The organism is Streptomyces sp. NPDC058525, assembly GCF_042719495.1.
Lineage (GTDB): Bacteria > Actinomycetota > Actinomycetes > Streptomycetales > Streptomycetaceae > Streptomyces.
In genome coordinates this window covers 1-22,853 of the sequence record NZ_JBHXNP010000058.1, presented here as the reverse complement: position 1 = coordinate 22,853, position 22,853 = coordinate 1, and the positions used below count along the sequence as shown (strand labels likewise).

Annotated in this window: 19 protein-coding genes, 2 tRNA genes and 1 pseudogene; 5 read left to right on the top strand and 17 right to left on the bottom strand. The window is 70.1% G+C overall.

The genetic code is table 11. The features are described 5' to 3' along the window. Positions 1-11 precede the first annotated feature (11 nt). The 7 genes from mrdA to ACFWP3_RS25220 form a co-directional block, all read right to left on the bottom strand. Positions 12-2,192 (bottom strand): penicillin-binding protein 2, encoded by a 2,181-nt coding sequence (gene mrdA / locus ACFWP3_RS25250; RefSeq protein ID WP_384225065.1) that lies wholly within the window; start codon positions 2,190-2,192, stop codon positions 12-14. Between the two features lie 13 nt (positions 2,193-2,205). After that, positions 2,206-2,910 (bottom strand): rod shape-determining protein MreD, encoded by a 705-nt coding sequence (mreD, locus tag ACFWP3_RS25245; RefSeq protein ID WP_384225062.1) that lies wholly within the window; start codon positions 2,908-2,910, stop codon positions 2,206-2,208. Positions 2,911-2,923: 13 nt separating this feature from the next. After that, a complete protein-coding gene (mreC, locus tag ACFWP3_RS25240) occupies positions 2,924-3,871 on the bottom strand; it encodes a rod shape-determining protein MreC (protein ID WP_384225059.1) in 948 nt (315 codons plus the stop codon). A gap of 134 nt (positions 3,872-4,005) precedes the next feature. Then, on the bottom strand, positions 4,006-5,025 hold the full coding sequence (locus ACFWP3_RS25235) for a rod shape-determining protein (RefSeq protein ID WP_008738981.1): 1,020 nt from the start codon (positions 5,023-5,025) through the stop codon (positions 4,006-4,008). Between the two features lie 288 nt (positions 5,026-5,313). Then, a complete protein-coding gene (gene ndk, locus ACFWP3_RS25230) occupies positions 5,314-5,724 on the bottom strand; it encodes a nucleoside-diphosphate kinase (protein WP_361751243.1) in 411 nt (136 codons plus the stop codon). 64 nt (positions 5,725-5,788) lie between these two features. Then, positions 5,789-6,157 (bottom strand): DUF4233 domain-containing protein, encoded by a 369-nt coding sequence (locus tag ACFWP3_RS25225; protein WP_384225056.1) that lies wholly within the window; start codon positions 6,155-6,157, stop codon positions 5,789-5,791. Between the two features lie 2 nt (positions 6,158-6,159). After that, positions 6,160-7,713 carry a bifunctional folylpolyglutamate synthase/dihydrofolate synthase gene (locus ACFWP3_RS25220; RefSeq protein ID WP_384225053.1) on the bottom strand — a complete coding sequence of 518 codons (1,554 nt, stop codon included), beginning with the start codon at positions 7,711-7,713 and terminating at the stop codon, positions 6,160-6,162. 117 nt (positions 7,714-7,830) lie between these two features. Here ACFWP3_RS25220 and ACFWP3_RS25215 point away from each other — a divergent pair. Then, positions 7,831-8,865: pseudogene (locus tag ACFWP3_RS25215) on the top strand (rod shape-determining protein); the annotation flags it as partial. A gap of 10 nt (positions 8,866-8,875) precedes the next feature. On the opposite strand, the gene ACFWP3_RS25210 reads toward ACFWP3_RS25215, so the two are convergent. Beyond that, positions 8,876-10,030, bottom strand: a complete 1,155-nt coding sequence (locus ACFWP3_RS25210; RefSeq protein ID WP_384225050.1) for a sensor histidine kinase — start codon at positions 10,028-10,030, stop codon at positions 8,876-8,878. Between the two features lie 152 nt (positions 10,031-10,182). Between ACFWP3_RS25210 and ACFWP3_RS25205 the strand changes: the two genes are divergently transcribed. After that, entirely contained in the window at positions 10,183-10,728 is a 546-nt protein-coding gene (locus ACFWP3_RS25205; protein WP_384225047.1) for a vitamin K epoxide reductase family protein, read from the top strand. 81 nt (positions 10,729-10,809) lie between these two features. Here the strand turns inward: ACFWP3_RS25205 and ACFWP3_RS25200 are convergent, their stop codons facing one another. Further along, complete coding sequence (locus ACFWP3_RS25200) at positions 10,810-13,461, bottom strand: valine--tRNA ligase (protein ID WP_384225044.1); 2,652 nt, start codon at positions 13,459-13,461, stop codon at positions 10,810-10,812. Between the two features lie 128 nt (positions 13,462-13,589). On the opposite strand from ACFWP3_RS25200, the gene ACFWP3_RS25195 reads away from it, so the two are divergent. Continuing rightward, the gene (locus ACFWP3_RS25195) at positions 13,590-14,507 is read left to right on the top strand and encodes a hypothetical protein (protein ID WP_384225041.1); all 918 of its coding nucleotides are present in this window, start codon (positions 13,590-13,592) and stop codon (positions 14,505-14,507) included. An 82-nt stretch (positions 14,508-14,589) separates the two neighbouring features. On the opposite strand, the gene clpX is transcribed toward ACFWP3_RS25195, so the two are convergent. From clpX to ACFWP3_RS25170, 5 genes are all read right to left on the bottom strand, one after another. Continuing rightward, positions 14,590-15,876, bottom strand: a complete 1,287-nt coding sequence (gene clpX / locus ACFWP3_RS25190; RefSeq protein WP_361751229.1) for an ATP-dependent Clp protease ATP-binding subunit ClpX — start codon at positions 15,874-15,876, stop codon at positions 14,590-14,592. 153 nt (positions 15,877-16,029) lie between these two features. Beyond that, positions 16,030-16,695, bottom strand: coding sequence for an ATP-dependent Clp protease proteolytic subunit (locus ACFWP3_RS25185; RefSeq protein ID WP_030710839.1), 666 nt, complete (start codon positions 16,693-16,695; stop codon positions 16,030-16,032). A gap of 60 nt (positions 16,696-16,755) precedes the next feature. After that, positions 16,756-17,373: an ATP-dependent Clp protease proteolytic subunit gene (locus ACFWP3_RS25180; protein ID WP_069920280.1), complete on the bottom strand. Its 618-nt coding sequence runs from the start codon at positions 17,371-17,373 to the stop codon at positions 16,756-16,758. 275 nt (positions 17,374-17,648) lie between these two features. Further along, on the bottom strand, positions 17,649-19,037 hold the full coding sequence (gene tig, locus ACFWP3_RS25175) for a trigger factor (protein WP_384225037.1): 1,389 nt from the start codon (positions 19,035-19,037) through the stop codon (positions 17,649-17,651). Between the two features lie 187 nt (positions 19,038-19,224). Continuing rightward, positions 19,225-19,301: transfer RNA gene (locus ACFWP3_RS25170), tRNA-Pro, on the bottom strand. Positions 19,302-19,526: 225 nt separating this feature from the next. Here ACFWP3_RS25170 and ACFWP3_RS25165 point away from each other — a divergent pair. Together ACFWP3_RS25165 and ACFWP3_RS25160 are read left to right on the top strand one after the other, a co-directional pair. Beyond that, positions 19,527-19,597: transfer RNA gene (locus tag ACFWP3_RS25165), tRNA-Gly, on the top strand. 128 nt (positions 19,598-19,725) lie between these two features. Next, positions 19,726-20,187, top strand: coding sequence for a hypothetical protein (locus ACFWP3_RS25160; RefSeq protein WP_384225035.1), 462 nt, complete (start codon positions 19,726-19,728; stop codon positions 20,185-20,187). A gap of 62 nt (positions 20,188-20,249) precedes the next feature. Here the strand turns inward: ACFWP3_RS25160 and ACFWP3_RS25155 are convergent, their stop codons facing one another. The 3 genes from ACFWP3_RS25155 to ACFWP3_RS25145 form a co-directional block, all read right to left on the bottom strand. After that, positions 20,250-20,444 carry a hypothetical protein gene (locus ACFWP3_RS25155; protein ID WP_362296899.1) on the bottom strand — a complete coding sequence of 65 codons (195 nt, stop codon included), beginning with the start codon at positions 20,442-20,444 and terminating at the stop codon, positions 20,250-20,252. 150 nt (positions 20,445-20,594) lie between these two features. After that, positions 20,595-21,044: an HD domain-containing protein gene (locus tag ACFWP3_RS25150; RefSeq protein WP_384225032.1), complete on the bottom strand. Its 450-nt coding sequence runs from the start codon at positions 21,042-21,044 to the stop codon at positions 20,595-20,597. After that, a complete protein-coding gene (locus ACFWP3_RS25145) occupies positions 21,041-22,480 on the bottom strand; it encodes a pyridoxal phosphate-dependent decarboxylase family protein (protein WP_384225031.1) in 1,440 nt (479 codons plus the stop codon). Before ACFWP3_RS25145 ends, ACFWP3_RS25150 begins: the two co-directional genes overlap by 4 nt. Positions 22,481-22,853 lie beyond the last annotated feature (373 nt).

Sequence of the window (22,853 nt, the reverse complement as noted above, 5' to 3'; positions counted from 1 at the left end):
GGTTTCGGTCCTCAGTCGTGCTGCGCGGGGCGCTGGGCGGGCGGGCCGGCGAGCGCGGGCGGCGCCAGCTCCTCCGGGGACGGCGGCACGTACGGCCTGATCTCGGGGGAGTCGATGGAGCCGTCGGGGCGGATCCTGGGCAGTTTCGTCTCGGGCCCCAGCAGCAGGGCCTTCGTCACGTCCTGCTTGCCGGCCATGTCGAGGCCGTAGATGGCGTTGTAGATGTTGCGGACGGCGGGGCCGGAGGCTCCGGAGCCGGTGCCGCCCTGGGAGATGGTCATGACGATGGTGAAGTCGTCGGTGTAGGTGGCCAGCCACGAGGTGGTCTGCTTGCCGTAGACCTGGGCGGTGCCGGTCTTGGCCCGCATCGGGATCTTGTCCAGCGGCCAGCCGCCGAACCTCCAGGCGGCGGTGCCGCCGGGCTCGACGACCATGCGCAGGCCCTTGTCGAGGTCCTTGACGGTCCGGGCGTCGATCGGCAGCCTGCCGTGCGACTTGGGCTTGATCATCTGGACGTGCTTGCCGTCGGGGCTGATGACGGCCTTGCCGACCGTGGGGTCGAAGAGGGTGCCGCCGTTGCTGATCGCGGAGTAGGCGGTGGCCATCTGGATGGGGGTAACCAGGACGTCGCCCTGCCCGATGGCGAAGTTGATGCTGTCGAACGCCTTCAGCTGGTTGCCCTCGAGGCAGCTCTCGTAGGCGATCTGCTCGACGTAGGTGCCGCCCTTCTTGCCCTGCTTGCACCAGGAGTCCTTGTTGGCCGCCCAGAAGCTCTTCTTCCAACGGCGGTCGGGGATGCGGCCGGTCTCCTCGTTCGGCAGGTCGACGCCGGTCTCGGAGCCGAGCCCGAACTCGCGGGCGGTCCGGTAGAACCAGTCGTGGGCGTCCTTCTTGGGCTCGAGGCCGCCGTCGCGCTGCCACTCCTTGTGCCCGAGGGCGTAGAAGACCGTGTTGCAGGAGAACTTCAGCGCCTCGCCGAGGGTGATGGGGCCGTGCCCCTTGGACTCGAAGTTCGCGAAGCTCCGGCCGCCCAGGCTGTAGGAGCTGCTGCAGTTGTACTTGCTGTCGAAGGGGTAGCCGGCCCGGACGGCCGCGCTCGCCGACACCACCTTGAAGATGGAGCCCGCGGGGGCCTGGCCCTGGATGGCCCGGTTGAGCAGCGGGTAGTTGGAGTTCTTGCTGGTGAGCTTGGCGTAGTCCTTGGCGGAGATGCCGCCGACCCAGGCGTTGGGGTCGTAGTCCGGCTGGGAGGCCATCGCGACGATCCGGCCGGTCTTGGCCTCCATGACGACGACGGCGCCCGAGTCGGCCTCGTACTTGCGGCCGGTGATCTTGTCGGTCTCCTGGCGGACGGTCTTCATCGCCTGCTGGAGCTCGTACTCGGCGACGGACTGGACCCGGGCGTCGATGCTGGTGACCAGGGTGGATCCGGGCACGCCCGGGTCGGACTCGGTCTGGTGCATGACCCGGCCGAGGTTGTCGACCTCGTACGAGGTGACCATCGCCTTGCCGCGCAGCTGCTTGTCGTAGGTGCGCTCGATGCCGGAGCGGCCGACCTGATCGGACCGCAGGTGCGGCGAGTCGGTGTCCTTGGCCTTCTGGATCTCGTCGTCGGTGACCGGCGAGAGGTAGCCGAGCACCTGCGAGGTGCGCGCCCCGCCGGGGGCCGGGTAGCGGCGGACGGCGGTGGGCTCCGCGGTGATGCCGGGGAAGTCCTCTGGGCGTTCGCGCAGTTGCAGCGCCTGCTGCGTGCTGGCTTCGAGGGTGATCGGGATCGGCTGGTACGGAGAGCCGTTCCAGCAGGGCTTCGGGGTCTGGGAGTCGCAGAGCCGGACCTTGTCCATGACCTCCTTGGGGCTCATGCCCAGGACGTCGGCGAGGCGGGTCATGACCCCCTTGCCCCGGTCCTTCATCTTCATCAGTGCCGTGCGGCTCGCGGAGACGACCAGGCGGGTCTCGTTGTCGGCGAGCGGGACGCCGCGGGCGTCGAGGACCGAACCGCGCACGGCCGGCCGGACGACCCGCTGCACGTGGTTGCTCTTCGCCTCGTGGTAGTACTCCTCGCCGTTGCGGACCTGGAGGTACCAGAGGCGCCCGCCGAGGGTGACCAGCATCGAGAGGACGAGCACCTGCATGATGACGAGCCGGATCTGCACACGGGAGGTGCGGCCGGTCTCCGGAACGTTGGTCACGTCGGCTCCTCCCTCACAGCTTTCTGACGCTCTTCACGCTCTTGACGGCCTTGACGCCCTTTATGCGGACGGCCTTGTTGGCGCGGCCGCGCGCGGTCTTCAGGCGCAGGCCGCCGCGCTGGCTGCCGATGCGCAGGCCGGTGCCGCCGGCCAGCCAGCCGGAGGACACGTCCTTGCCCTGGGGGGGTCCGCCGCCGGCCTCGACGGCCATCGGGTCGTTCTCGGCGCGCCGGGCCAGCGCCATGATGAACGGCACGGTGAAGGGCGCGAGCAGCAGGTCGTAGAGGGTGGCGGTGAACAGCAGCCCGGTCAGGCCCACGTGGCGGGCGGCGGTGTCGCCGACGAGGGCGCCCACGCCCGCGTAGAGCAGGGTGGAGCCGATCGCCGCGCCGACGACGGTGAGCATCGGGCCCCAGGCGGAGCGGAAGCGTCCGCTGTCGGGGCGCACCAGCCCGGCCACGTAGCCGATGACGCACAGGACGAGCGCGTACCGTCCGGCGGCGTGGTCGGCGGGCGGTGCCAGGTCGGCGAGGAGGCCGGCGGCGAAGCCGATGAGGGCGCCGCTGACGTGCCCGTACACGAGTGCCAGGGCGACGACGGTGAGCAGCAGCAGGTCGGGCACGGCGCCGGGCAGCTGGAGCCGGCCCAGTACGGTGACCTGCACGACGAGGGCGACCACGACGAGCGTGGCCGAGAGCAGGATCCGGTTGAAGCGCATGGTCGGTCTGCTCCTACTCGTCGGCCGGCTTGCTGGGCGCGCCGGCGGTCGCGGACGGGGTGACCGTGACGGTGACCGTCGGGGTGGGCTTGGGGGCCTCGGGCTTCGGCGGCAGGACGGCGTCGCGCGGGTCCTCGCGCGGCGGCATCACCACGACGCCGACGATGTCCAGCCGCGAGAAGCCGACGAACGGCCGCACCCATACGGTGCGGGTGAGGTCGCCGCGGGCGGCGTCGACCTTGACGACCTCGCCGATCGGCACGCCGGGCACGAAGGGCTTGTTGCCGTGCGAGCCGAAGGTGACGAGCCGGTCTCCGGGGCCGATCTTGGCCTTGCCGTTGAGCATCTGCACGGACAGGGCGCGGTCGCCCTGGCCGGTGGCGAAGCCGAGTTCGCCGGTCTTCTCCAGGCGGGTGCCTACGGTGAAGTCGGGGTCGTTGGCGAGGACGACGGTGGCGGTGTCGGGGCCGACGGTGGTGACCCGGCCGACGAGTCCGTCCCCGTTGAGGACGGTCATGTCGCGCTCGATGCCGTCCTTGCTGCCGGCGTCGATGGTGACGGTCCAGGAGAAGCCCTGGGCCGCTCCTATGGCGATGACCTCGGCGCCCTTGATGCCGTACTGCCCGGCGCCGGCCCGCTTGAGCATCTCGTCGAGCTCGTGGATGCGGCTGCGGGTCTGCTCCTCGCTGCCGAGCTTGGCCTTCAGGGCCGCGTTCTCGCGCTCCAGTACGGCGATCCGGTTGTGGCGCTCACCGGAGTCCCGTACGGCCCCTATGGCGTTGGCGACCGGGTCGACGGCGGTGGCCACGCCCTTCTCGACCGGGCCGAAGACCGCTGCGGCGGCCTGCCGGGCACCGTCGACCGGCGACTCCTCGCCTGCCCTGATGTCCACCGTGATCAATGCGAACGCGATGGCGATCAGAAGCACCAGGAGCAGCCGGCTTTCTCGTGTGTCCCTCACGTGCGGCGGCCGTGCCTTCCTCGTCGGAATGTTGTTTTGCCTGTATATCAACGATCCGCCGCACGGGCCCGGTAGCACCCGTACGGCGGATCCTTGTGTGTTCCGCATGGCCCCTCCGGCACGGAGGGCTGTGTTCAGCGACGGGGCTGGGCGTCCAGGACCTGCTGGAGGGCCTCGAACTCCTCGACGCACTTGCCGGAGCCGAGGGCGACGGAGTCGAGCGGGTCTTCGGCGATGTGGATGGGCATGCCGGTCTCGCGCCGCAGCCGCTCGTCGAGGCCGCGCAGCAGGGCGCCGCCGCCGGTCAGGACGATGCCGCGGTCCATGATGTCGCCGGAGAGCTCCGGCGGGCACTTGTCGAGGGTGGTCTTGACGGCGTCGACGATGGCGTTGACGGGCTCCTCGATGGCTTTGCGGACCTCGGCGGCCGAGATGACGACCGTCTTGGGCAGCCCGGAGACCAGGTCGCGGCCGCGGATCTCGGTGTGCTCGTCCTTGTCGAGGTCGTACGCCGACCCGATCGTGATCTTGATCTGCTCGGCGGTACGCTCGCCGAGGAGGAGCGAGTACTCCTTCTTGATGTGCTGGATGATCGCGTTGTCGAGCTCGTCGCCGGCCACCCGGATGGACTGCGCCGTGACGATTCCGCCGAGGGAGATGACGGCGACCTCGGTGGTGCCGCCGCCGATGTCCACGACCATGTTGCCGGTGGCCTCGTGGACGGGCAGGCCCGAGCCGATGGCGGCGGCCATGGGCTCCTCGATGATGTGCACCTGGCGGGCGCCGGCCTGCGTGGACGCCTCGATGACGGCGCGCCGCTCCACTCCGGTGATGCCGGAGGGCACGCACACCACGACGCGGGGGCGGGCCAGGTAGCGGCGCTTGTGGATCTTGAGGATGAAGTACCGGAGCATACGCTCGGTGATCTCGAAGTCGGCGATGACGCCGTCCTTGAGGGGCCTTACGGCGACGATGTTGCCGGGCGTGCGCCCGATCATCTTCTTCGCCTCGGAGCCGACCGCCAGAATGCCGCCGGTGTTCGTGTTGATGGCGACCACGGACGGCTCGTTCAGGACGATCCCCCGGCCCCTCACGTACACCAGCGTGTTGGCGGTCCCGAGGTCGATCGCCATGTCACGGCCGATGAACGACATGTTGTTCCCCTTGTTCCCCATGAGGAGCGTCTGGCCTTCCAGTTGATAGCGGCTGCTGTCAGGTCGGCGAGGTGGGTGTGTGGGTGGAGGCCCCATCGTAGTGCCGCGAGTACGGACACCGCGCGACGGGACTCCGGCAATCCCGCCGGAATGGATACCCGCCCCCTTAGTGGTGACGACGTGTTCTGCCCAGGCGTTCCCGCTCCTGCGGGGAAATACCGAAGGGCGACCGAAATTACTTCGGTCGCCCCAGGTCATGAGCGCTATTTGGCTGATGTCTCGTCAGTGTCAGAGCGCGGGGAAGAAGAGCTTCAGCTCGCGCTCCGCGGATTCCTCGGAGTCCGAGGCGTGGATCAGGTTCTCCCGGACGATCGTGCCGAAATCCCCCCGGATGGAGCCGGGCGCCGCGGCGATCGGGTCGGTGGGTCCGGCCAGCTGGCGGACGCCCTCGATCGCGCGCTCCCCCTCGACGACCAGGGCCACGACCGGGCCGCTGGCCATGAAGCCCATCAGGGGCTCGTAGAAGGGCTTGCCCTTGTGCTCGCCGTAGTGCGCCTCGAGCGTCTCCTGGTCCAGGGTGCGCAGCTCCAGCGCCGGGATGGTCCAGCCGGCCTTCCGCTCGATACGGCCGATGATCTCGCCCACCAGACCGCGACGGACGGCGTCGGGCTTCAGCAGGACGAGGGTGCGCTGGGTCATGTTGCGGCTCCTTGCGGCATACGGGTGCGGTGGGACGAATCTACAGGGCCGTTCGGACGAGCTGTCACGCAGCGTCAGGCGCCCCGGGGGCCGCCGGCGCCTCCGCCGTTTCCGCCCAGCGGGCCTTGATCGTGTCGATCTTGCGGCCGTAGTGCACCGAGCACCACCACAGCCCCGCAAACACCGCGCCAAGGAAGAACATCGTCGGGACGACGAACCCGCTCACGATCAGGCCGATCTGCAGGGCCCAGCCCAGCTGGACCGCCCCGGGACGCGAGAGCATCCCGCACAGCAGCACCGAGAGCAGCATCGTGACCCCGCATACCGTCCACACGGCGGCCTGGGTCAGGTCGGGGTCCTTCATGGCCACCAGGCCCGCGAACCCGATCACGAAGAACTCGCCGATCAGCGTGCTCGCACACAGCGTGCGCATCCTCAGCCCCTCTTCAGCAGCAGGCGGGCCTCGCCCACCGTGATCACGGAACCGGTCACCAGGACCCCGGCCCCTCCGTACTCGGCCTCTTCCTCCGCCAGGGTGATCGCCGCCTCCAGGGCGTCGTCCAGCCTCGGCTCCACCTGCACCCGGTCCTGCCCGAACACCTCGACCGCGACGGCCGCCAACTCGTCCGCGCCCATCGTCCGGTGGCTGGAGTTCTCCGTCACCACCACCTCCGCGAAGATCGGCTCGAAGGCCTCGAGCACCCCGCGGACGTCCTTGCCCTCGCTCGCGGCCACGACACCGATCAGCCGGCTGAAACCGAAGGACTCGGTGACCGCGTCCGCGGTGACCGCCGCCCCCGCCGGGTTGTGCGCCGCGTCCAGCACCACCGTCGGGCTGCGCCGCACGACCTCCATGCGGCCCGGCGAGGTCACCGACGCGAAGGCCTTGCGCACGGTGTCCGCGTCCAGCACCCGCGCGTGCTCCTGGCCGCCGGTCCCGACCCCGAAGAAGGCCTCGACCGCGGCCAGCGCCACCGCGGCGTTGTGCGCCATGTGCGCCCCGTACAGGGGCAGGAAGATGCCGTCGTACTCCCCGCCGACCCCGCGCAGCGTCAGCTGCTGGCCGCCGACCGCGACCTCGCGCGAGACCACGCCGAACTCCATGCCCTCGCGGGCCACCGTCGCGTCGACCTCGACGGCCTTCTTCAGCAGCACCTGCGCCGCGTCCACCGGCTGCTGCGCCAGGATCACGGTGGCGCCCTGCTTGATGACCCCGCCCTTCTCCTGGGCGATCTCACCGGGCGTCGATCCGAGCCGGTCGGTGTGGTCCAGGCTGATCGGGGTGACCACGGCGACCGCGCCGTCGATGACGTTGGTCGCGTCCCAGGTCCCGCCCATGCCGACCTCGACCACGGCCGCGTCCACCGGGGCGTCCGCGAAGGCCGCGTACGCCATGGCGGTCAGCACCTCGAAGAACGACAGCCGGTACTCCTCGGCGGCGTCGACCATCTCCACGTACGGCTTGATGTCGTGGTACGTCTCGACGAACCGCTCCGCGGTGATCGGCGCCCCGTCGAGGCTGATCCGCTCGGTGACCGACTGCACGTGCGGGCTGGTGTAGCGGCCGGTGCGCAGTTCGAAGGCGTTCAGCAGGGCCTCGATCATGCGGGCCGTGCTGGTCTTGCCGTTCGTGCCGGTGACGTGGATGGAGGGGTACGCGCGCTGCGGCTCGCCCAGGACGTCCATCAGCGAGGCGATCCGCGTGACCGACGGCTCCAGCTTGGTCTCGCCCCAGCGCGTGGCCAGCTCCTGCTCCACCTCCAGCAGCGCCTTCGCGACCTCCGGATCGGCGGGCCGGGCGGGCACCGGATCGCCCTGCGGCGGTCCGGCCTGGGCGCGCAGGGTGCGGCTGCCGGCCTCGATCACCGCCAGGTCGGGGTCGCGTTCGGACTCTTCCGCCACGATCTGGTCGAACTCGTCGGGCTCGGCGGACTCGGCGAAATCGGCATCGCGGTCGCGGTCGTGGCTCTCGGGCTGCTGCTCACTCACGGGGCCAGTCTACGGACGAGGACCGGCGGGACTTTCGGCCCGGGCGTTTCGGGACTTTCGACGGGCGGGGCGACCAGATCGTTATGCAAGCCTTGCGGGCAGGAGATTGGGGAACAAATGCCGCAGGCCAGCAGCAACAAGACAGCATCCAGCCGCGACATAGGAATAGACCTGGGGACCGCGAACACCCTGGTCTACGCACGGGGGCACGGAATCGTGCTCAATGAGCCGTCCGTGGTCGCCGTGAAGGCGGGCACGACCACCGCGCTGGCCGTCGGGGCGGAGGCCAAGGAGACCATCGGCCGCACCCCCGGCTCCATCACCGCCATCCGCCCCCTCAAGGACGGCGTGATCTGCGACTACGAGGCCGCCGAGGAGATGATCCGGCACTTCGTCCGCAAGGCCGTCCCCGGCCGGCGGACCCGCACCCGCATGGTGATCTGCGTACCGTCCGGGGTCACCCAGGTCGAGCGCCGCGCCATCGTCCACGCCTCCACCCGGGCCGGGGCCCGCACCGTCCACCTCATCGAGGAGCCGATGGCCGCCGCCATCGGCGCCGGGCTCCCGGTCGCCGAACCGCGCGGCTCCATGGTCGTGGACATCGGCGGCGGCACCTCCGAGGTCGCCGTCATCTCGCTGGGCGGCATCGTCACCTCGCAGTCGCTGCGCGTCGGCGGGGACCGGCTGGATGCGGCGATCATCGACTATGTCCGCAAGGAGCACGCGCTGCTCATCGGCGAGCGCACCGCCGAGGACGTCAAGGTCGGCATCGGATCGGCCTGGCCCGTCCCGGACCGGCCGGAGCTGGAGACCCGCACCTTCACCGTGCGCGGCCGCGAGAAGGTCGGCGGCATGCCCAAGACCCTGGAGCTGACCGCCCCGGACGTGCGGACTGCCCTGGACGAGCCCGTCGAGGCGATCATCGCCGCCGTCCGCACCACCCTGGAGGAGTGTCCGCCCGAGCTCTCCGGCGACGTGATGGAACACGGCATCGTGCTGACCGGCGGCGGCGCCCTGCTCCCCGGCCTTGACCTGCGGATGGCCTCCGCCACCGGCATCCCGGTCTACGTCGCCGACAACCCGCTGGACTGTGTGGCCCTGGGCTCGGGCCGCTGCGTCGAGGACCTGGACACCCTGAGCAGCCTGCTGGCCCCGCAGCGCTCTAGCCGCGCGGCAGGCTGGCGACGACCTCGTACGAGTCCTCCGTGCGCGTCGCCGTCAGCTCGCCGCCCAGGCTGCGCACGCGCTCGCACATGCTCGCCGTGCCCGAACCCGCCGAGACGGGCGCCCGGCCCGGGGTCCGGGCCGGCAGGGCGTTGCTGACGGCGATGCGCAGCCGCGGGCCGTCCGCCGCGATCGACACGTCGATGGTCTCGCCGTGGGCGTGCTTGGCCGCGTTGGTCAGGCACTCCTGCACCACCCGGTAGACCGCCGCCTGCCGCAGCGGCGACAGGGCCGCCACCGCCGGGTCCATGACGAGCCGTACGGGCGAACCGGCCCGCCCGCTCTCCTCCGCCAGCGCCGCCAGCCCCTCCACCCCGGGGGTCGAGGTCCGGCCGCCGCGCTGCACGATGATCTCGTTGAGCACCAGATGGGCCCGGCGGGCGGTGTCGGCCAGCTCCTCGAAGTCCTTGGCGTACGCCGTCTCGCGGGCCCGCGACGACAGCACCTCGGAGCGCACCGTCAGCAGGGTCAGCTCCCGCCCGACGAAGTCGTGGACGTCCCGGGCGACCGAGGTGCGCTCCTGCTGCACGGCCTGGAGCACGGCGGACTCGGCCCGCCGCGCGGTCAGCTCCGACACCAGGTCGTGCCGGTACGCGGCGATGCCGACGGCCGAGGCGAGCACCCCGATGGGCACGACCACGCTGAGGAACCCGCTGAAGGTCTCGGCCCGGGAGGCGGGCCAGTCCGGCACCCCGTAGAACAGGGCCAGCGCGAAGGCCACGTACCCGAGGGTGGCGAGGATGCCGGCCCGGCGCCCGCGGTAGCGGCCCACCGAGTAGAGGGCGAACTGGATCAGGGTCAGCTCGTGCAGCCAGCCGACGAAGAGCAGCGCGGCCAGGTACGAGAGCCAGGGCATCCGGCGCCGCAGCATCAGGCTCGAACAGCCGATGGTGAGCACGACGGCGGCGAGCGGCCCGTTGAGCGAGTTGTCGGCCGCGGCCAGCCCGGGGATGTCCAGGGCCATCAGGGCCAGGCAGCTGAGCGCCGTCAGCACGTCCAGTGCCCGCGGTGAACCGGCCCAGCCCTCGGCGAGCCGACGCCCGGAGGCCACGACCCGGTGGAGCGCCGAGGCGGCGGCGGGCTTGACGTGCATGCCCCCCATCATCCGTGGTCATCGCCCCGGATCGGGATCCACGCGGACGGGATAACGAGTGATATAGGGCACTTCGGACAGGTCGGAGGTCCCTGGTCACGGCGACCTTCCGCCCTGCCGCGGGCCCGCCCGGCCCTCGTAACGTCGGGGGAATGACCACCACTCGGGGCACGTCACTGCTCGTGCTGATCGGCGGACTCCTCGGCACCCTGGCCTCCGGCGTCCTTACGTACGACCGCATCCGCACCCTCGAGGACCCCCTCTTCACCCCGGGATGCAATGTCAGCGCCGTCCTCAGCTGCGGAGACGTGATGACCACCTGGCAGGGCAACCTGCTCGGCTTCCCCAACATGCTGCTGGGCCTGGCCGGCTTCGCCGCGCTCTCGGGCCTGGGCGTGGCGCTGGTCGCCGGGGCGGTGTTCCCGCGCTGGCTGTGGCGGGGGCTGTGGGCCGGGGTCGCCGCCGGTTTCGCGTTCACGGTCTGGCTGATCGGCCAGTGCCTGTACGTGATCGGTGCGCTGTGCCCGTGGTGCATGGTCGTGTGGGCGGTGATGATCCCGCTGTTCTGGTACGTCACCCGGCAGCTGTCGCGGCCCGGCTCCCGGCTGCGGGCGCTCCCCCACTGGCTGGTGCCGCTGACCGCGTACGCGGTGGTGGCCGTGCTGATCGTGACGGAGTTCGGCAGCCGCCTGCTGTGACGCCGGCCCCCTCGCGGGGAAGCCATACGGAGGAAGGCCCCCACGTCGACGGCGTGGGGGCCTTCCTCGTGCGTCCACGGGCTACTGGGCGGGGGGCAGCCCGTCCAGCTGGGCCTGGATCCGGGCGATGTCCGCCTCGGCCTTGGCCAGGCGGCCCTTGATCTTGTCCACGACGTTGTCGGGTGCCTTGGCCAGGAAGGCCTCGTTCCCGAGCTTGCCCTCGGCCTGCTGCTTCTCCTTCTCGGCGGCGGCCAGGTCCTTGCTCAGCCGCTTGCGTTCGGCGGCCACGTCGATGGTGCCCGACAGGTCGAGCGCGACGGTGGCGCCGGCGACCGGGAGGGTCGCGGTGGCGCTGAAGGAGTCGCCCTCCGGCTGGAGGCGCAGCAGCTGGCGGATGGCACCCTCGTGCGCGGCCAGCGCCGTGCCGGTGAGGTCCAGGCGGGCCGGGACCTTCTGGCCCGGCTGCAGACCCTGGTCGGCCCGGAACCGGCGGACCTCGGTGACGACGGCCTGCAGGTTCTCGATCTCGGCCTCGGCGGCCTCGTCGCGGAAGCCACCCGGGGCGTCAGCCCCAGGAACGGACACAGTCTTGGGCCAGGCGGCGACGACGAGGGACTCGCCGCCCGTCAGCGTGGTCCACAGGGTCTCGGTGACGAAGGGGACCACGGGGTGCAGCAGGCGCAGGGTCGTGTCCAGGACCTCGCCGAGGACCCGGCCGGAGACCTTGGCGCCCTCGCCGCCCGCGAAGAAGGTCGTCTTCGACAGCTCGACGTACCAGTCGAAGACCTCGTCCCACGCGAAGTGGTAGAGGGCCTCGCTGAGCTTTGAGAACTGGAAGTCCTCGTAGTAGGCGTCCACCTGCGCGACGGTCTTGTTCAGCCGGGACAGGATCCAGCGGTCGGTCGCCGACATCTTCTCGACCGGCGGCAGGTCGCCCTCGATCGTCGCGCCGTTCATCAGCGCGAAGCGCGTGGCGTTCCAGATCTTGTTGGCGAAGTTGCGCGAGGCCTGGACCCAGTCCTCGCCGATCGGGACGTCGGTGCCGGGGTTGGCGCCCTTGGCCAGGGTGAAGCGGACGGCGTCGGAGCCGTACTTGTCCATCCAGTCCAGCGGGTCGACCACGTTGCCGAAGGACTTCGACATCTTCTTGCCGCGCTCGTCGCGGACCAGGCCGGTCAGCGCGATCGTCTTGAAGGGGGGCTCGCCGTCCATGGCGTACAGGCCGAACATCATCATCCGGGCGACCCAGAAGAAGATGATGTCGTGGCCGGTGACCAGGACGTCGGTGGAGTAGAACTTCTCCAGGTCCGGGGTCTTCTCCGGCCAGCCGAGCGTCGAGAACGGCCACAGGCCGGACGAGAACCAGGTGTCGAGGACGTCGGTGTCCTGGACCCAGCCCTCCCCCGTCGGCGCCTCGTCGTCCGGTCCGACGCAGACGACCTCGCCGGCCGGGCCGTACCAGACCGGGATGCGGTGGCCCCACCACAGCTGGCGCGAGATGCACCAGTCGTTGAGGTTGTCGACCCAGTCGAAGTAGCGCTTCGACATCTCCTCGGGGTGGATCGAGACCCGGCCGTCGCGGACCGCGTCGCCGGCGGCCTTGGCGAGCGTCTCGACCTTGACCCACCACTGGAGGGACAGGCGCGGCTCGACGGTGGTGCGGCAGCGCGAGCAGTGCCCGACGGAGTGCAGGTACGGGCGCTTCTCGGCGACGATGCGGCCCTGCTCGCGCAGGGCGCCGACGACCGCGGAACGGGCCTCGTAGCGGTCCAGGCCGAGGAAGGGGCCGTGGACGGTGATGACACCGCGCTCGTCCATGATCGTCATATTGGGCAGGCCGTGGCGCTGCCCGATGGCGAAGTCGTTCGGGTCATGCGCCGGGGTCACCTTGACGGCGCCGGTGCCGAACTCCGGGTCGACGTGCGTGTCCGCGACGACCGGGATGGTCCGGTCGGTCAGCGGCAGCTTGATCTGCTTGCCGACGAGGTGCGCGTACCGCTCGTCGTCCGGGTGGACGGCGACGGCGGTGTCACCGAGCATCGTCTCGGCGCGGGTCGTCGCGACGACCAGGGTGTCCTGGCCCTCGCCGTACTTGATCGAGACGAGCTCGCCCGCGTCCTCCTGGTACTCCACCTCGATGTCGGAGATGGCCGTCAGGCAGCGGGGGCACCAGTTGATGATGCGCTCGGCGCGGTAGATGAGCCCGTCGTCGAAGAGCTTCTTGAAGATCGTCTGGACGGCCTTGGACAGGCCCTCGTCCATGGTGAACCGCTCGCGGCTCCAGTCGACGCCGTCGCCCAGGCGCCGCATCTGGCCGAGGATCTTGCCGCCGTACTCTTCCTTCCACTGCCAGACCCGCTCGACGAACTCCTCGCGGCCCAGGTCGTGGCGGGACTTGCCCTCCTCGGCGAGCTGCTGCTCGACCTTGTTCTGGGTGGCGATGCCGGCGTGGTCCATGCCGGGCAGCCACAGCGACTCGTAGCCCTGCATCCGCTTGCGGCGGGTCAGGGCGTCCATGAGCGTGTGCTGGAAGGCGTGGCCCAGGTGCAGGGAGCCGGTGACGTTCGGCGGCGGGATGACGATGGTGTACGCGGGCTTCTCGCTCTTGGGATCGGCCGTGAAGTACCCACGCTCCACCCAGCGCTCGTAGAGCTTCCCCTCTACCTCGGCCGGCGCGTACTGGGTCGGCAGTTCGGAGTTGGGGCTGCTGGGTGTCTGCGTGTTCTCGGTCACGAGGCACAGTTTAGGGCCGTAACAGTCCAGTCATGAAACCGGTAATCGGGGTGCCCCGGGGACCTGTCGGCCCGGGCCTTCCGACAGGATGTGTGGAACGTATAAGCAACCTCATTGGGGGACGCGGAATGAGCTACAACCAGCCAGGGCCGTACGGACAGCAGCCGCAGCAGCCCGGACCGTACGGGCAGCAGCCTCCTCCGCCGCCGCCGGGCCCCTACGGTCAGCCCGCGCCCCAGCCCGGCTACGGCTACCCGCAGCAGCCGGGCGTCCCGCCGCAGGGCTACCCGCAGCAGCCCCAGCAGCAGCCGGCGTACGGCTACCAGCAGCCCCCGTACGGCGCAATGCCCCCGCAGCAGCAGCCGAAGAAGTCCAAGGCCGGCGTGGTCATCGGCGTGGTCGTCGCGGTCGCGGTGATCGCGGGCGGCGGCTGGTACTTCCTGGGCGGCGGCGCGGGCGGCTCCATCGCCGCCGACACCAAGGGCTACAAGCTGGTGGCCCCGGAGTCGGTCGACGACTTCAAGAAGGACCCGAAGTACAAGGACAAGCCCTTCACCGACAAGGACAAGAAGGAAGCCGAGGGAGTGGGCGTCAAGAACCCCACTCAGGTCGGCATGACCTACCAGTCCGGCGACCCGGCGAATCCGCTGGCCGGCAAGCTCCTCAACTTCTCGGGCGTCTACGGCGAGATCCCCGATCCGGAGAAGGCCGTGGACGCCTACTTCGCCCTGGCCAAGCTGGAGGCCACCAAGGACGACAGCAAGACGAACGTCGAGCTCATCGGCAGCCCCAAGACGATGAGCCCGTCGGGCTTCAAGGGCGCCGTGATGAAGTGCCAGGAGGCCAAGTTCACCTCCAAGGACGCGTCGAACAAGGGCCCCAAGGAGTTCACCCTCCCGATCTGCATCTGGGGTGACTACAGCACCCTGAGCACGGTCACCTCGATGGAGATGGCCTCCGTGCTCGCCGGCAAGTCGGGCTACACCCTGGAGCAGACCGCGGACCTGACCGCGAAGCTCTACAACACCTCGCGCGTCAAGAAGTAGCGGTCCGCAGGACATCGGGACATCCGGACATGCAGAAGGGGTGCCCCCGGCCGGGGGCACCCCTTCTGCGTGTTCCGTGCGGCTACGCCGACTTCTCGTGCGGGCCCTGGTCCTTCGGGACGATGCGGGGGACCAGCGTCGGGTTGACGTTGGAGCGGACCACGTCCGAGGTGATGACCACGCGGGCCACGTCCTTGCGGGACGGGACCTCGTACATCACCGACATCAGGACCTCTTCCATGATGGCGCGCAGGCCGCGCGCGCCCGTCTGGCGGAGGATCGCCTGGTCGGCGATGGCCTCGAGGGCCTCGCGCTCGAAGTCCAGCTCCACACCGTCGAGTTCGAACAGCCGCTGGTACTGCTTCACCAGGGCGTTGCGCGGCTCGATGAGGATCTGGAGCAGGGCCTCGCGGTCCAGGTTGTGCACCGAGGTCAGCACGGGGAGGCGGCCGATGAACTCGGGGATCATCCCGAACTTCACCAGGTCCTCCGGCATGACCTCCTGGAACTGGTCGCTCGCCTCGATCTCGCGCTTCGAGCGGATCGTCGCCCCGAAGCCGATGCCCTTGGCGCCCGCACGCGACTCGATGATCTTCTCCAGGCCGGCGAAGGCGCCGCCCACGATGAAGAGCACGTTCGTCGTGTCGATCTGGATGAACTCCTGGTGCGGGTGCTTGCGGCCGCCCTGCGGGGGGACGGACGCCGTCGTGCCCTCGAGGATCTTGAGGAGGGCCTGCTGAACGCCCTCGCCCGAGACGTCGCGCGTGATCGACGGGTTCTCGCTCTTGCGGGCGACCTTGTCGATCTCGTCGATGTAGATGATCCCGGTCTCGGCCTTCTTGACGTCGTAGTCCGCGGCCTGGATCAGCTTGAGCAGGATGTTCTCGACGTCCTCGCCGACGTACCCGGCTTCCGTCAGCGCCGTCGCGTCGGCGATGGCGAACGGGACGTTCAGCATGCGCGCGAGCGTCTGGGCGAGCAGGGTCTTGCCGGAGCCGGTGGGGCCCAGCAGCAGGATGTTCGACTTCGCGAGCTCGATCGCGTCCTCGCGGCCCTGCGCGCCGCCGTTCTCGCCGGCCTGGACCCGCTTGTAGTGGTTGTACACCGCGACGGAGAGCGCCTTCTTCGCCGGCTCCTGGCCGACGACGTAGCTCTCCAGGAACTCGTAGATCTCACGGGGCTTGGGGAGTTCCTCCCACCGGACCTCGGAGGTCTCCGCGAGCTCCTCTTCGATGATCTCGTTGCAGAGGTCGATGCACTCGTCGCAGATGTACACACCGGGTCCTGCGATGAGCTTCTTCACCTGCTTCTGGCTCTTTCCGCAGAACGAGCACTTGAGCAGGTCGCCGCCGTCACCGATGCGTGCCACGAGGTGCTTCCCCTTCGCCTGGGAGACGCTTGGTTCAGCGCTCCTGGTGCCTCATATCCGACGGTACCTTGCCGGGGGCCCCCTGCGGGGCCCCCTTGACGTGGTTCACATCGCCGAATGCGGCGGCGCGTCCACGCCAACTGGCGGCAAGGATCAGTGCGAACTCTTGCGGGTGGAGATGATCTGGTCGATCAGGCCGTACGCGAGGGCGTCCTCGGCCGTGAGGATCTTGTCGCGCTCGATGTCGTCGCGGATCTTCTCGATCGGCGTCGTCGAGTGCTTGGCCAGCATGGTCTCCAGCTGGTCGCGCATGCGCAGGATCTCGTTGGCCGCGATCTCCAGGTCGGAGAGCTGCTCACGGCCGGTGCCGCCGGACGGCTGGTGGATCAGCACGCGGGCGTTCGGCAGGGCCATGCGCTTGCCGGGGGTGCCGGCGGCGAGCAGGACCGCGGCGGCGGAGGCCGCCTGGCCCATGCAGACCGTCTGGATGTCCGGCTTCACGAACTGCATCGTGTCGTAGATCGCCGTCAGCGCGGTGAAGGAGCCGCCGGGGCTGTTGATGTAGATCGAGATGTCGCGGTCCGGGTCCATCGACTCCAGGCACAGCAGCTGCGCCATGACGTCGTTGGCGGAGGCGTCGTCGATCTGCACGCCGAGGAAGATCACGCGCTCCTCGAACAGCTTCGCGTACGGGTCGTACTCGCGCACGCCCTGCGAGGTGCGCTCGACGAAGCGCGGGATGACGTAGCGGTTGTCCACCTGCGGGCCGGTGTAAAGGCCGCTCGCGGAGAAGTTGTTCTGCATCTGGGTGTTCACCATCCTGGTGGCGTTCTGCGTTCTGCGGGCTGTCGGCTGCTCGGTACTGGCGGTGGGCCGGGATCAGGCCCCGGTGCCGCCGCCGCCCGGCACGTTGGACGCGGCCGAGATGATCTCGTCGATGAGGCCGTACTCCTTGGCCTCCACGGCGGTGAACCAGCGGTCGCGGTCACCGTCGCGGATGATCGCCTCGACGGTCTGGCCCGAGTGGAACGCGGTGATCTCGGCCATGCGCTGCTTGGTGCGCAGCAGGTACTGGGCCTGGATCTTGATGTCCGACGCGGTGCCGCCGATGCCGGCGGAGCCCTGGTGCATCAGGATGTCGGTGTTCGGCAGGGCGAAGCGCTTGCCCTTGGCGCCGCCGGTGAGCAGGAACTGGCCCATGGAGGCCGCCATGCCCATGCCGATGGTGACGACGTCGTTCGGGATGTACTGCATGGTGTCGTAGACCGCCATGCCCGCCGTCACCGAGCCACCGGGGCTGTTGATGTACAGGTAGATGTCCTTCTCGGGCTCGGCCGCGAGGAGGAGGAGCTGCGCCGTGATCTTGTTGGCGATCTCGTCGTCGACCTGCTGGCCGAGGAAGATGATTCGCTCGCCGAGCAGCCGGTTGTAGACATGGTCGCCGAGGCCGCCACCGATGGACGGCTCACCCGCGGCGTAAGGCATCAGATTCGTCACGTATCCACCTGCTCGTCTCCGACGGCCATGTGCCGTCTCAGCGTCTCGTTCTGGGGCGCGGCCCTGCCGGGCGGACGAGTCCGCCGGCATCCGGTTACTCCCGTGCCCTCGTATTCATGGACCCTAACGCGCAGGTAGGACAACGCCATCCCGCTTCCCGAACTGTTCGCTCGGAGCGCAAGGTCCCGGCCCCTTCCGGGGGCAGTGCGGAAGGGCCCGGACGCGCTGGCGTCCGGGCCCTTCGGGGCACTGCTCAGTGGGCTTCGCCCGGGGTGTTACTTGGCCTCGTCGGCCTTCACCTCGGCCTCGGCGTCGACGGCGGCCTCGACCGTCTCGACGGCCTGCTCCTCGTCCTCGTCCGACAGGTCGATGACCTCACCGTTGGTGTCGACGACCTTGGCGGCCTCGACGACGACCGCGAGGGCCTTGCCGCGGGCGACCTCGCCGACCAGCATCGGGACCTGGCCGCCCTCGACGACGGCCTGGGCGAACTGGTCGGGGGACATGCCGGAGGAGGCGGCGCGGCGCATGAGGTGCTCGGTGAGCTCCTCCTGGTTGACGCCCAGCTTCTCCTTGTTGACCAGCGCGTCGAGGACGAACTGGGTCTTGATGCCCTTGATGGCCTGCTCGGAGGTCTCGGCGTCGAACTCCTCGACCGTCTTGCCCTGGAACTCCAGGTACTTCTCCAGGTCCAGGCCCATCTGGCCGAGCTGGTGGTGCTCCAGGTTGTGCTTGCGGGTCTGGACCTCGTCCGCGAGGAGCTTCTCGGGGATCGGGACCTCGACGAGCTCCAGCAGCTTCTCCAGGACGCGCTCCTGGGCCTGCGTGGCCTGGTCGTACTGCTTCATGTTCTCGAGGCGCTTGCGGCTGTCGGCCTTGAGCTCGTCGAGGGTGTCGAACTCGCTCGCCATCTGCGCGAACTCGTCGTCGAGCTCCGGGAGCTCCTTGGCGGAGACCTTGGTGACCTTGACGGTGACCTCGGCGTCCTTGCCCTCGGCGGAGCCGCCCTTCAGCTGCGAGGTGAAGGTGGCCTCGCCGCCGGCCTCGAGGCCCTTGACGGCCTCGTCGATGCCGTCGAGGAGCTCGCCCGAGCCGATGGTGTAGGAGACGTCGGAGGCGACGCCGTCGGGCAGCACCTCGCCGTCGACCTTGGCCTCGAGGTCCAGGGTGACGACGTCACCCTCGGCGGCGGCGCGCTCGACGTCCTTGGTGGACGCGAAGCGGCCGCGCAGCTGCTCGACCGACTTCTCGACGTCCTCGTCGGAGACCTCGATGGCGTCGACCTCGACCTCGATGCCGGAGTAGTCCGGGATCTCGATCTCGGGGCGCACGTCGACCTCGGCGGTGAAGGCCAGCAGTTCGCCGTCCTTCAGCTCCGTGATGTCGACCTCGGGCTGGCCCAGCGGGTTCAGGTCGGCCTCGTTGACCGCCTCGGTGTAGAACTTCGGGAGGGCGTCGTTGACGGCCTCCTCCAGCACCGCACCGCGGCCGAAGCGCTGGTCGATGACGCGGGCCGGGATCTTGCCCTTGCGGAAGCCCTTCACCGTGACCTGCTGGTTGATCTTCTTGTACGCCGCGTCGAGGCTGTCCTTGAGCTCCTCGAAGGGCACCTCAACAGTGAGCCGAACCCGAGTCGGGTTCAGGGTCTCCACGGCGCTCTTCACGGTTCGGTCTCCTTGTGGCTGACTGCTGGGGATTCTGCCGTCACGCTGCGATTCAGCGGTTCAGCGGACTTCGGCCCGGTACATCAGACACACGGGCACGCAGCTTGCATAGTAACCGCAAGCGGCAATCAGCCCACAACGCGATCTTGTGGAAACCCCCGACAGATCTCGAAGGGGACACTGCTGGTGGTCGGGGTGGCCGGATTCGAACCGACGACCTTCCGCTCCCAAAGCGGACGCGCTACCAAGCTGCGCCACACCCCGTCGGTGCGACACGTAGGGTACATGCCCGGAGACCCTCCGATGCGCGGGGTTTCCGGAGTTTCCCACGGGGATCCCCGGCGGCATCGCCGGCCGTATCCCCGCCGACTTCCGGACCGACCCGCAGCCCGGCCCTCGTGACGCGCTCGAATGCGGTGTGCACTCCCCCGGCGCGACCCGCTAGGATGCTGTCCGTGCCGCGGTCCCCGGACCTGCGGCGCGCGCGTTGCGGGTGTAGCTCAATGGTAGAGCACTAGTCTTCCAAACTAGCTACGCGGGTTCGATTCCCGTCACCCGCTCTGAAGCACAAAGGGCCAGGTCAGAGGACACTTCCTCGACCTGGCCCTTCGTCGTGCGTGCTTATGTCTCGGGCGTACAGTGCCGGGATGATGACGCAGGCCTTCTCGCGGGTTCGGGAGAGCAAGTAGTGGCTCGGCACGTCGCTTTGACCCGTCTGCCGGTGAACTTCGCTCGGCCCGTCCAGTTGTTCACCTACATCATCGGGCACAGTCAGCTGCTGCTCCGGGGGAGCCAGGACGACGAGCAGGGCCTCACGACGACGCTCGAAGTGCTCTTCAAGAACGTCAGTGCCCTGTCCGTCCGGGAGTGCTACCCCTCGCTGACCATCCGCGATGCGTCCGCCGAGGAAGAGGCGGAATTGCGCGAAGCGGTTCCCGGGCCTTGGTACGACGCCCGGGCCTTCGTCCTCGGTGAGCGGCTGTTGGGCGGGTTCGTGGTCGCCGGCGCCGTGTGCTGGGGCGAGTCTTCCGCTCCGGAGACGTACAGCAGCTTCCTCGTTCCCGAGTACGCACTGCCACGGCTTGATCCGGGCCGGCCGCGCCCATCCGAACCTCAGACGATCCATACGCCTTACCCGCGACGCCGGTAGGGGAGGTACTCGGCCACCTTGGACGAGCGCCGACCCGCAGCTCCCGGACGGGGCGGCGGCGTCTAGAGCTTGATGTTCGCGATCATCGTCGCCAGTGAGTTGAGGAAACGGTTCACGTCGTCCGAGATCGAGCTTGACGCCAGGAAGAAGCCGAAGAGGGCCGCGACGATGGCGGGGCCCGCCTTGATGTGGTTGCCGCGGATCAGCACCACCAGGATGACCCCCAACAGAACCACCACTGACAGCGAAATGGCCACAACTGATCACACCTTCGGTCGTCCCCTGCTCGGCCCGGGGCGTGCGGCCACGCACACCCACATGGACCATCCTCCCACCAACGGGCCCTACCTATCCGTCCCGTGACGAATCGCCATCGTTCCGTTTACGCGACGGCTGCGGCGGCCGGGCTAGGTGAGGCCGAGGAGCGAGCGGACATACGCGTACTTCGCGGACAACCGCTCACGCGTGGGGGCGTCCAGTACGGCGAGGCGTGCGGGGTCGGCGTTGTGGGCGAGGTCGGCTTCCTTGACCAGCAGGGCGCCCGGGGTGGCGAGGATCCGGGCCGCGTACTGCTCGACCGGTTCGCCGGGGCGCTTGGTGACGGCCAGGACCATCTCCTTGACGGGCTGCGGCAGGGCGGCGGAATCCAGCCAGGTGAGGCTGAGTGCCTCGTCCTCGATCGCGTCGTGGAGCCAGGCCGCCGCCTGCTGCTCCGGGCTGCCGCCGCGCAGGCGGACGCCCTCGGCCACGGCCGCGAGGTGCTCGGCATAGGGCCGGCCGGCCTTGTCGGTCTGGCCCTCGTGTGCCTCGCGGGCCAGGGCCTCGACCTCGATGAGGGTCAGGGGGCTGCTCGTCATGCGATCTCCCTTGCCGCTGTCCTGAGGGCCTGCGCGACCCGGTCCACATCCGTGTGCGTGGTACGCCAGTTGGAGAACGCGGCGCGCAGGGCTGCGGTTCCCTCGTAGACGGTCGGGGTGACGAACACCTCGGCGGCCGCCGCCTCGCGCAGGGCGGCCAGCCGGGCCGGGGTGGGGTCGGTGGCGAGGGTGAAGCAGACGACGTTGAGGCGGACCGGGGCCGGCAGGGTGAAGGCGGGGTCCGCGGAGAGCTGCTCGCCGAGTGCGCGGGCGCAGGCGATGTCGCGTTCGACGATCTCCCGGTGGCCCTGGCGGCCGTACGCGCGGAGCGTGAACCAGGCGGCGAGGGCGCGCAGCCGGTGGGAGTTCTCCGGGGTGAGGTGGACCAGGTCGGGGTGGTCGCCGAGGGGGCCGAGGTAGGCGGCGGAGTTCTGGAAGACGCGGGCCTGGAGGTCGCGGCGGCGGGTGAACTGGACGGCGCTGTCGTAGGGGACGTTGAGCCACTTGTGCAGGTCGACGCAGAGGGAGTCGGAGGCGTCGAGGCCGGCGGTGAGGTGGGCGTGGTCCGGGGAGAGGGCGGCGAAGGCGCCGAAGGCGGCGTCGGTGTGCAGCCAGAAGTCGTGGCGGGGCTTGAGGGCGGCGACGGCCTGGAGGTCGTCGAAGTCGACGGTGTTGACGGTGCCGGCGTTGGCGACGACTACGGCCGGTCCGGGGGTGTCGGCGAGGGCCCGGTCCAGAGCGGCCGGGTCCACGGCCTCGCGGCCGGGGAGGGTCGGGACCTTGACGAGGCTGCTCCGGCCCAGGCCGAGGACGGAGAGGGCCTTGGCGATGGAGGAGTGCGGGGCTCCGGAAAGCACCCGTACGGGGCCGAGGGCCGCGGCGCCGTCCTCGGCCGGGGAGACGCCGAGGCGTTCGCCGAGCCATTCCCGGGCGATGGCGAGGCCGGTGGTGTTGGACATGGTGGCGCCGCTGACGAAGGTGCCGGTGTGGGCGGCGGAGAGGTGGAAGAGCTCGCGCAGCCAGCCGACGGTCTCGCGTTCGAGGTCCTGGCCGGCGCCGTCGAGGGCGGAGTTGGAGTTCTGGTCGTGGGCGGCGGTGAGCCAGTCGCCGGCGAGGGCGGCGGGGGTGGCGCCGCCGGTGACGAAGCCGAGGTAGCGGGGGCCTGCGGAGGCGGACAGCCGCGGCTCCCACCGCTCCCGGAAGGCGTCGAGCGCGGCTTCGGCGCCGGCGCCGCGCTCCGGGAGCGGCTCGGGCGCGCCGTCGGGCCCCGGCCCTGCCTTCCCGGCGGGCGCGCCGTCGGGCCCCGGCCCTGCCTTCCCGGCGGGCGGTACGACGGGACGCGCGTCCAGGGCTGCGAGCGCGTCGGCGGCAGCGCGGCGGGTGGCGTCGAGGAGATCGGGAAGCCGGGCGAGATCGGCGGCGAGCGTGCGGTCCATGGGGGCACGCTAGGCCCCGGCGGGGGCGCGGGGGCGGTCCAATCCCCACCAGGTGGCCGGGCCCCCGCCCCGGGCCCCCCGCCCCGGGCCCCGCTCCCTCGGACCGCGCACGCCCCGGCCTCGCCAAGGCCGCTGCCAGACGCGGTGGAGAGCGGCGGAGCGCCGATCAGGGGCCACAGAGGTGAGGAGGCTGCCGGGAGGGGCCGGGGGCACCGTCGTCAGGGGCGGCCCTCGCGGCAGGCGGCCGTGCCCAGAGGGGTCTTGGCAAGGGAGCCGGCGTCAGGGCCGACGCCGGCTCCGGCCGGTCTCCTCGCGGGCCGGGCGCCGCGCGGGCCGGGCGCCGCGCGGGCCGGGCGCCGCGCGGGCCCGGCGC

Bases quoted from the DNA above. Each gene is read 5' to 3' on its own strand.
- ACFWP3_RS25150 (WP_384225032.1), bottom strand. From the start codon at position 21,044: ATGACGAGCAGCCCCCTGACCCTCATCGAGGTCGAGGCCCTGGCCCGC.
- ACFWP3_RS25225 (WP_384225056.1), bottom strand. From the start codon at position 6,157: ATGCGCACGCTGTGTGCGAGCACGCTGATCGGCGAGTTCTTCGTGATC.
- ACFWP3_RS25195 (WP_384225041.1), top strand. From the start codon at position 13,590: ATGAGCTACAACCAGCCAGGGCCGTACGGACAGCAGCCGCAGCAGCCC.
- ACFWP3_RS25235 (WP_008738981.1), bottom strand. From the start codon at position 5,025: ATGTCGTTCATCGGCCGTGACATGGCGATCGACCTCGGGACCGCCAAC.
- ACFWP3_RS25205 (WP_384225047.1), top strand. From the start codon at position 10,183: ATGACCACCACTCGGGGCACGTCACTGCTCGTGCTGATCGGCGGACTC.
- ACFWP3_RS25210 (WP_384225050.1), bottom strand. From the start codon at position 10,030: ATGCACGTCAAGCCCGCCGCCGCCTCGGCGCTCCACCGGGTCGTGGCC.
- ACFWP3_RS25185 (WP_030710839.1), bottom strand. From the start codon at position 16,695: ATGGTGAACACCCAGATGCAGAACAACTTCTCCGCGAGCGGCCTTTAC.
- ndk (WP_361751243.1), bottom strand. From the start codon at position 5,724: ATGACCCAGCGCACCCTCGTCCTGCTGAAGCCCGACGCCGTCCGTCGC.
- mreD (WP_384225062.1), bottom strand. From the start codon at position 2,910: ATGCGCTTCAACCGGATCCTGCTCTCGGCCACGCTCGTCGTGGTCGCC.
- ACFWP3_RS25145 (WP_384225031.1), bottom strand. From the start codon at position 22,480: ATGGACCGCACGCTCGCCGCCGATCTCGCCCGGCTTCCCGATCTCCTC.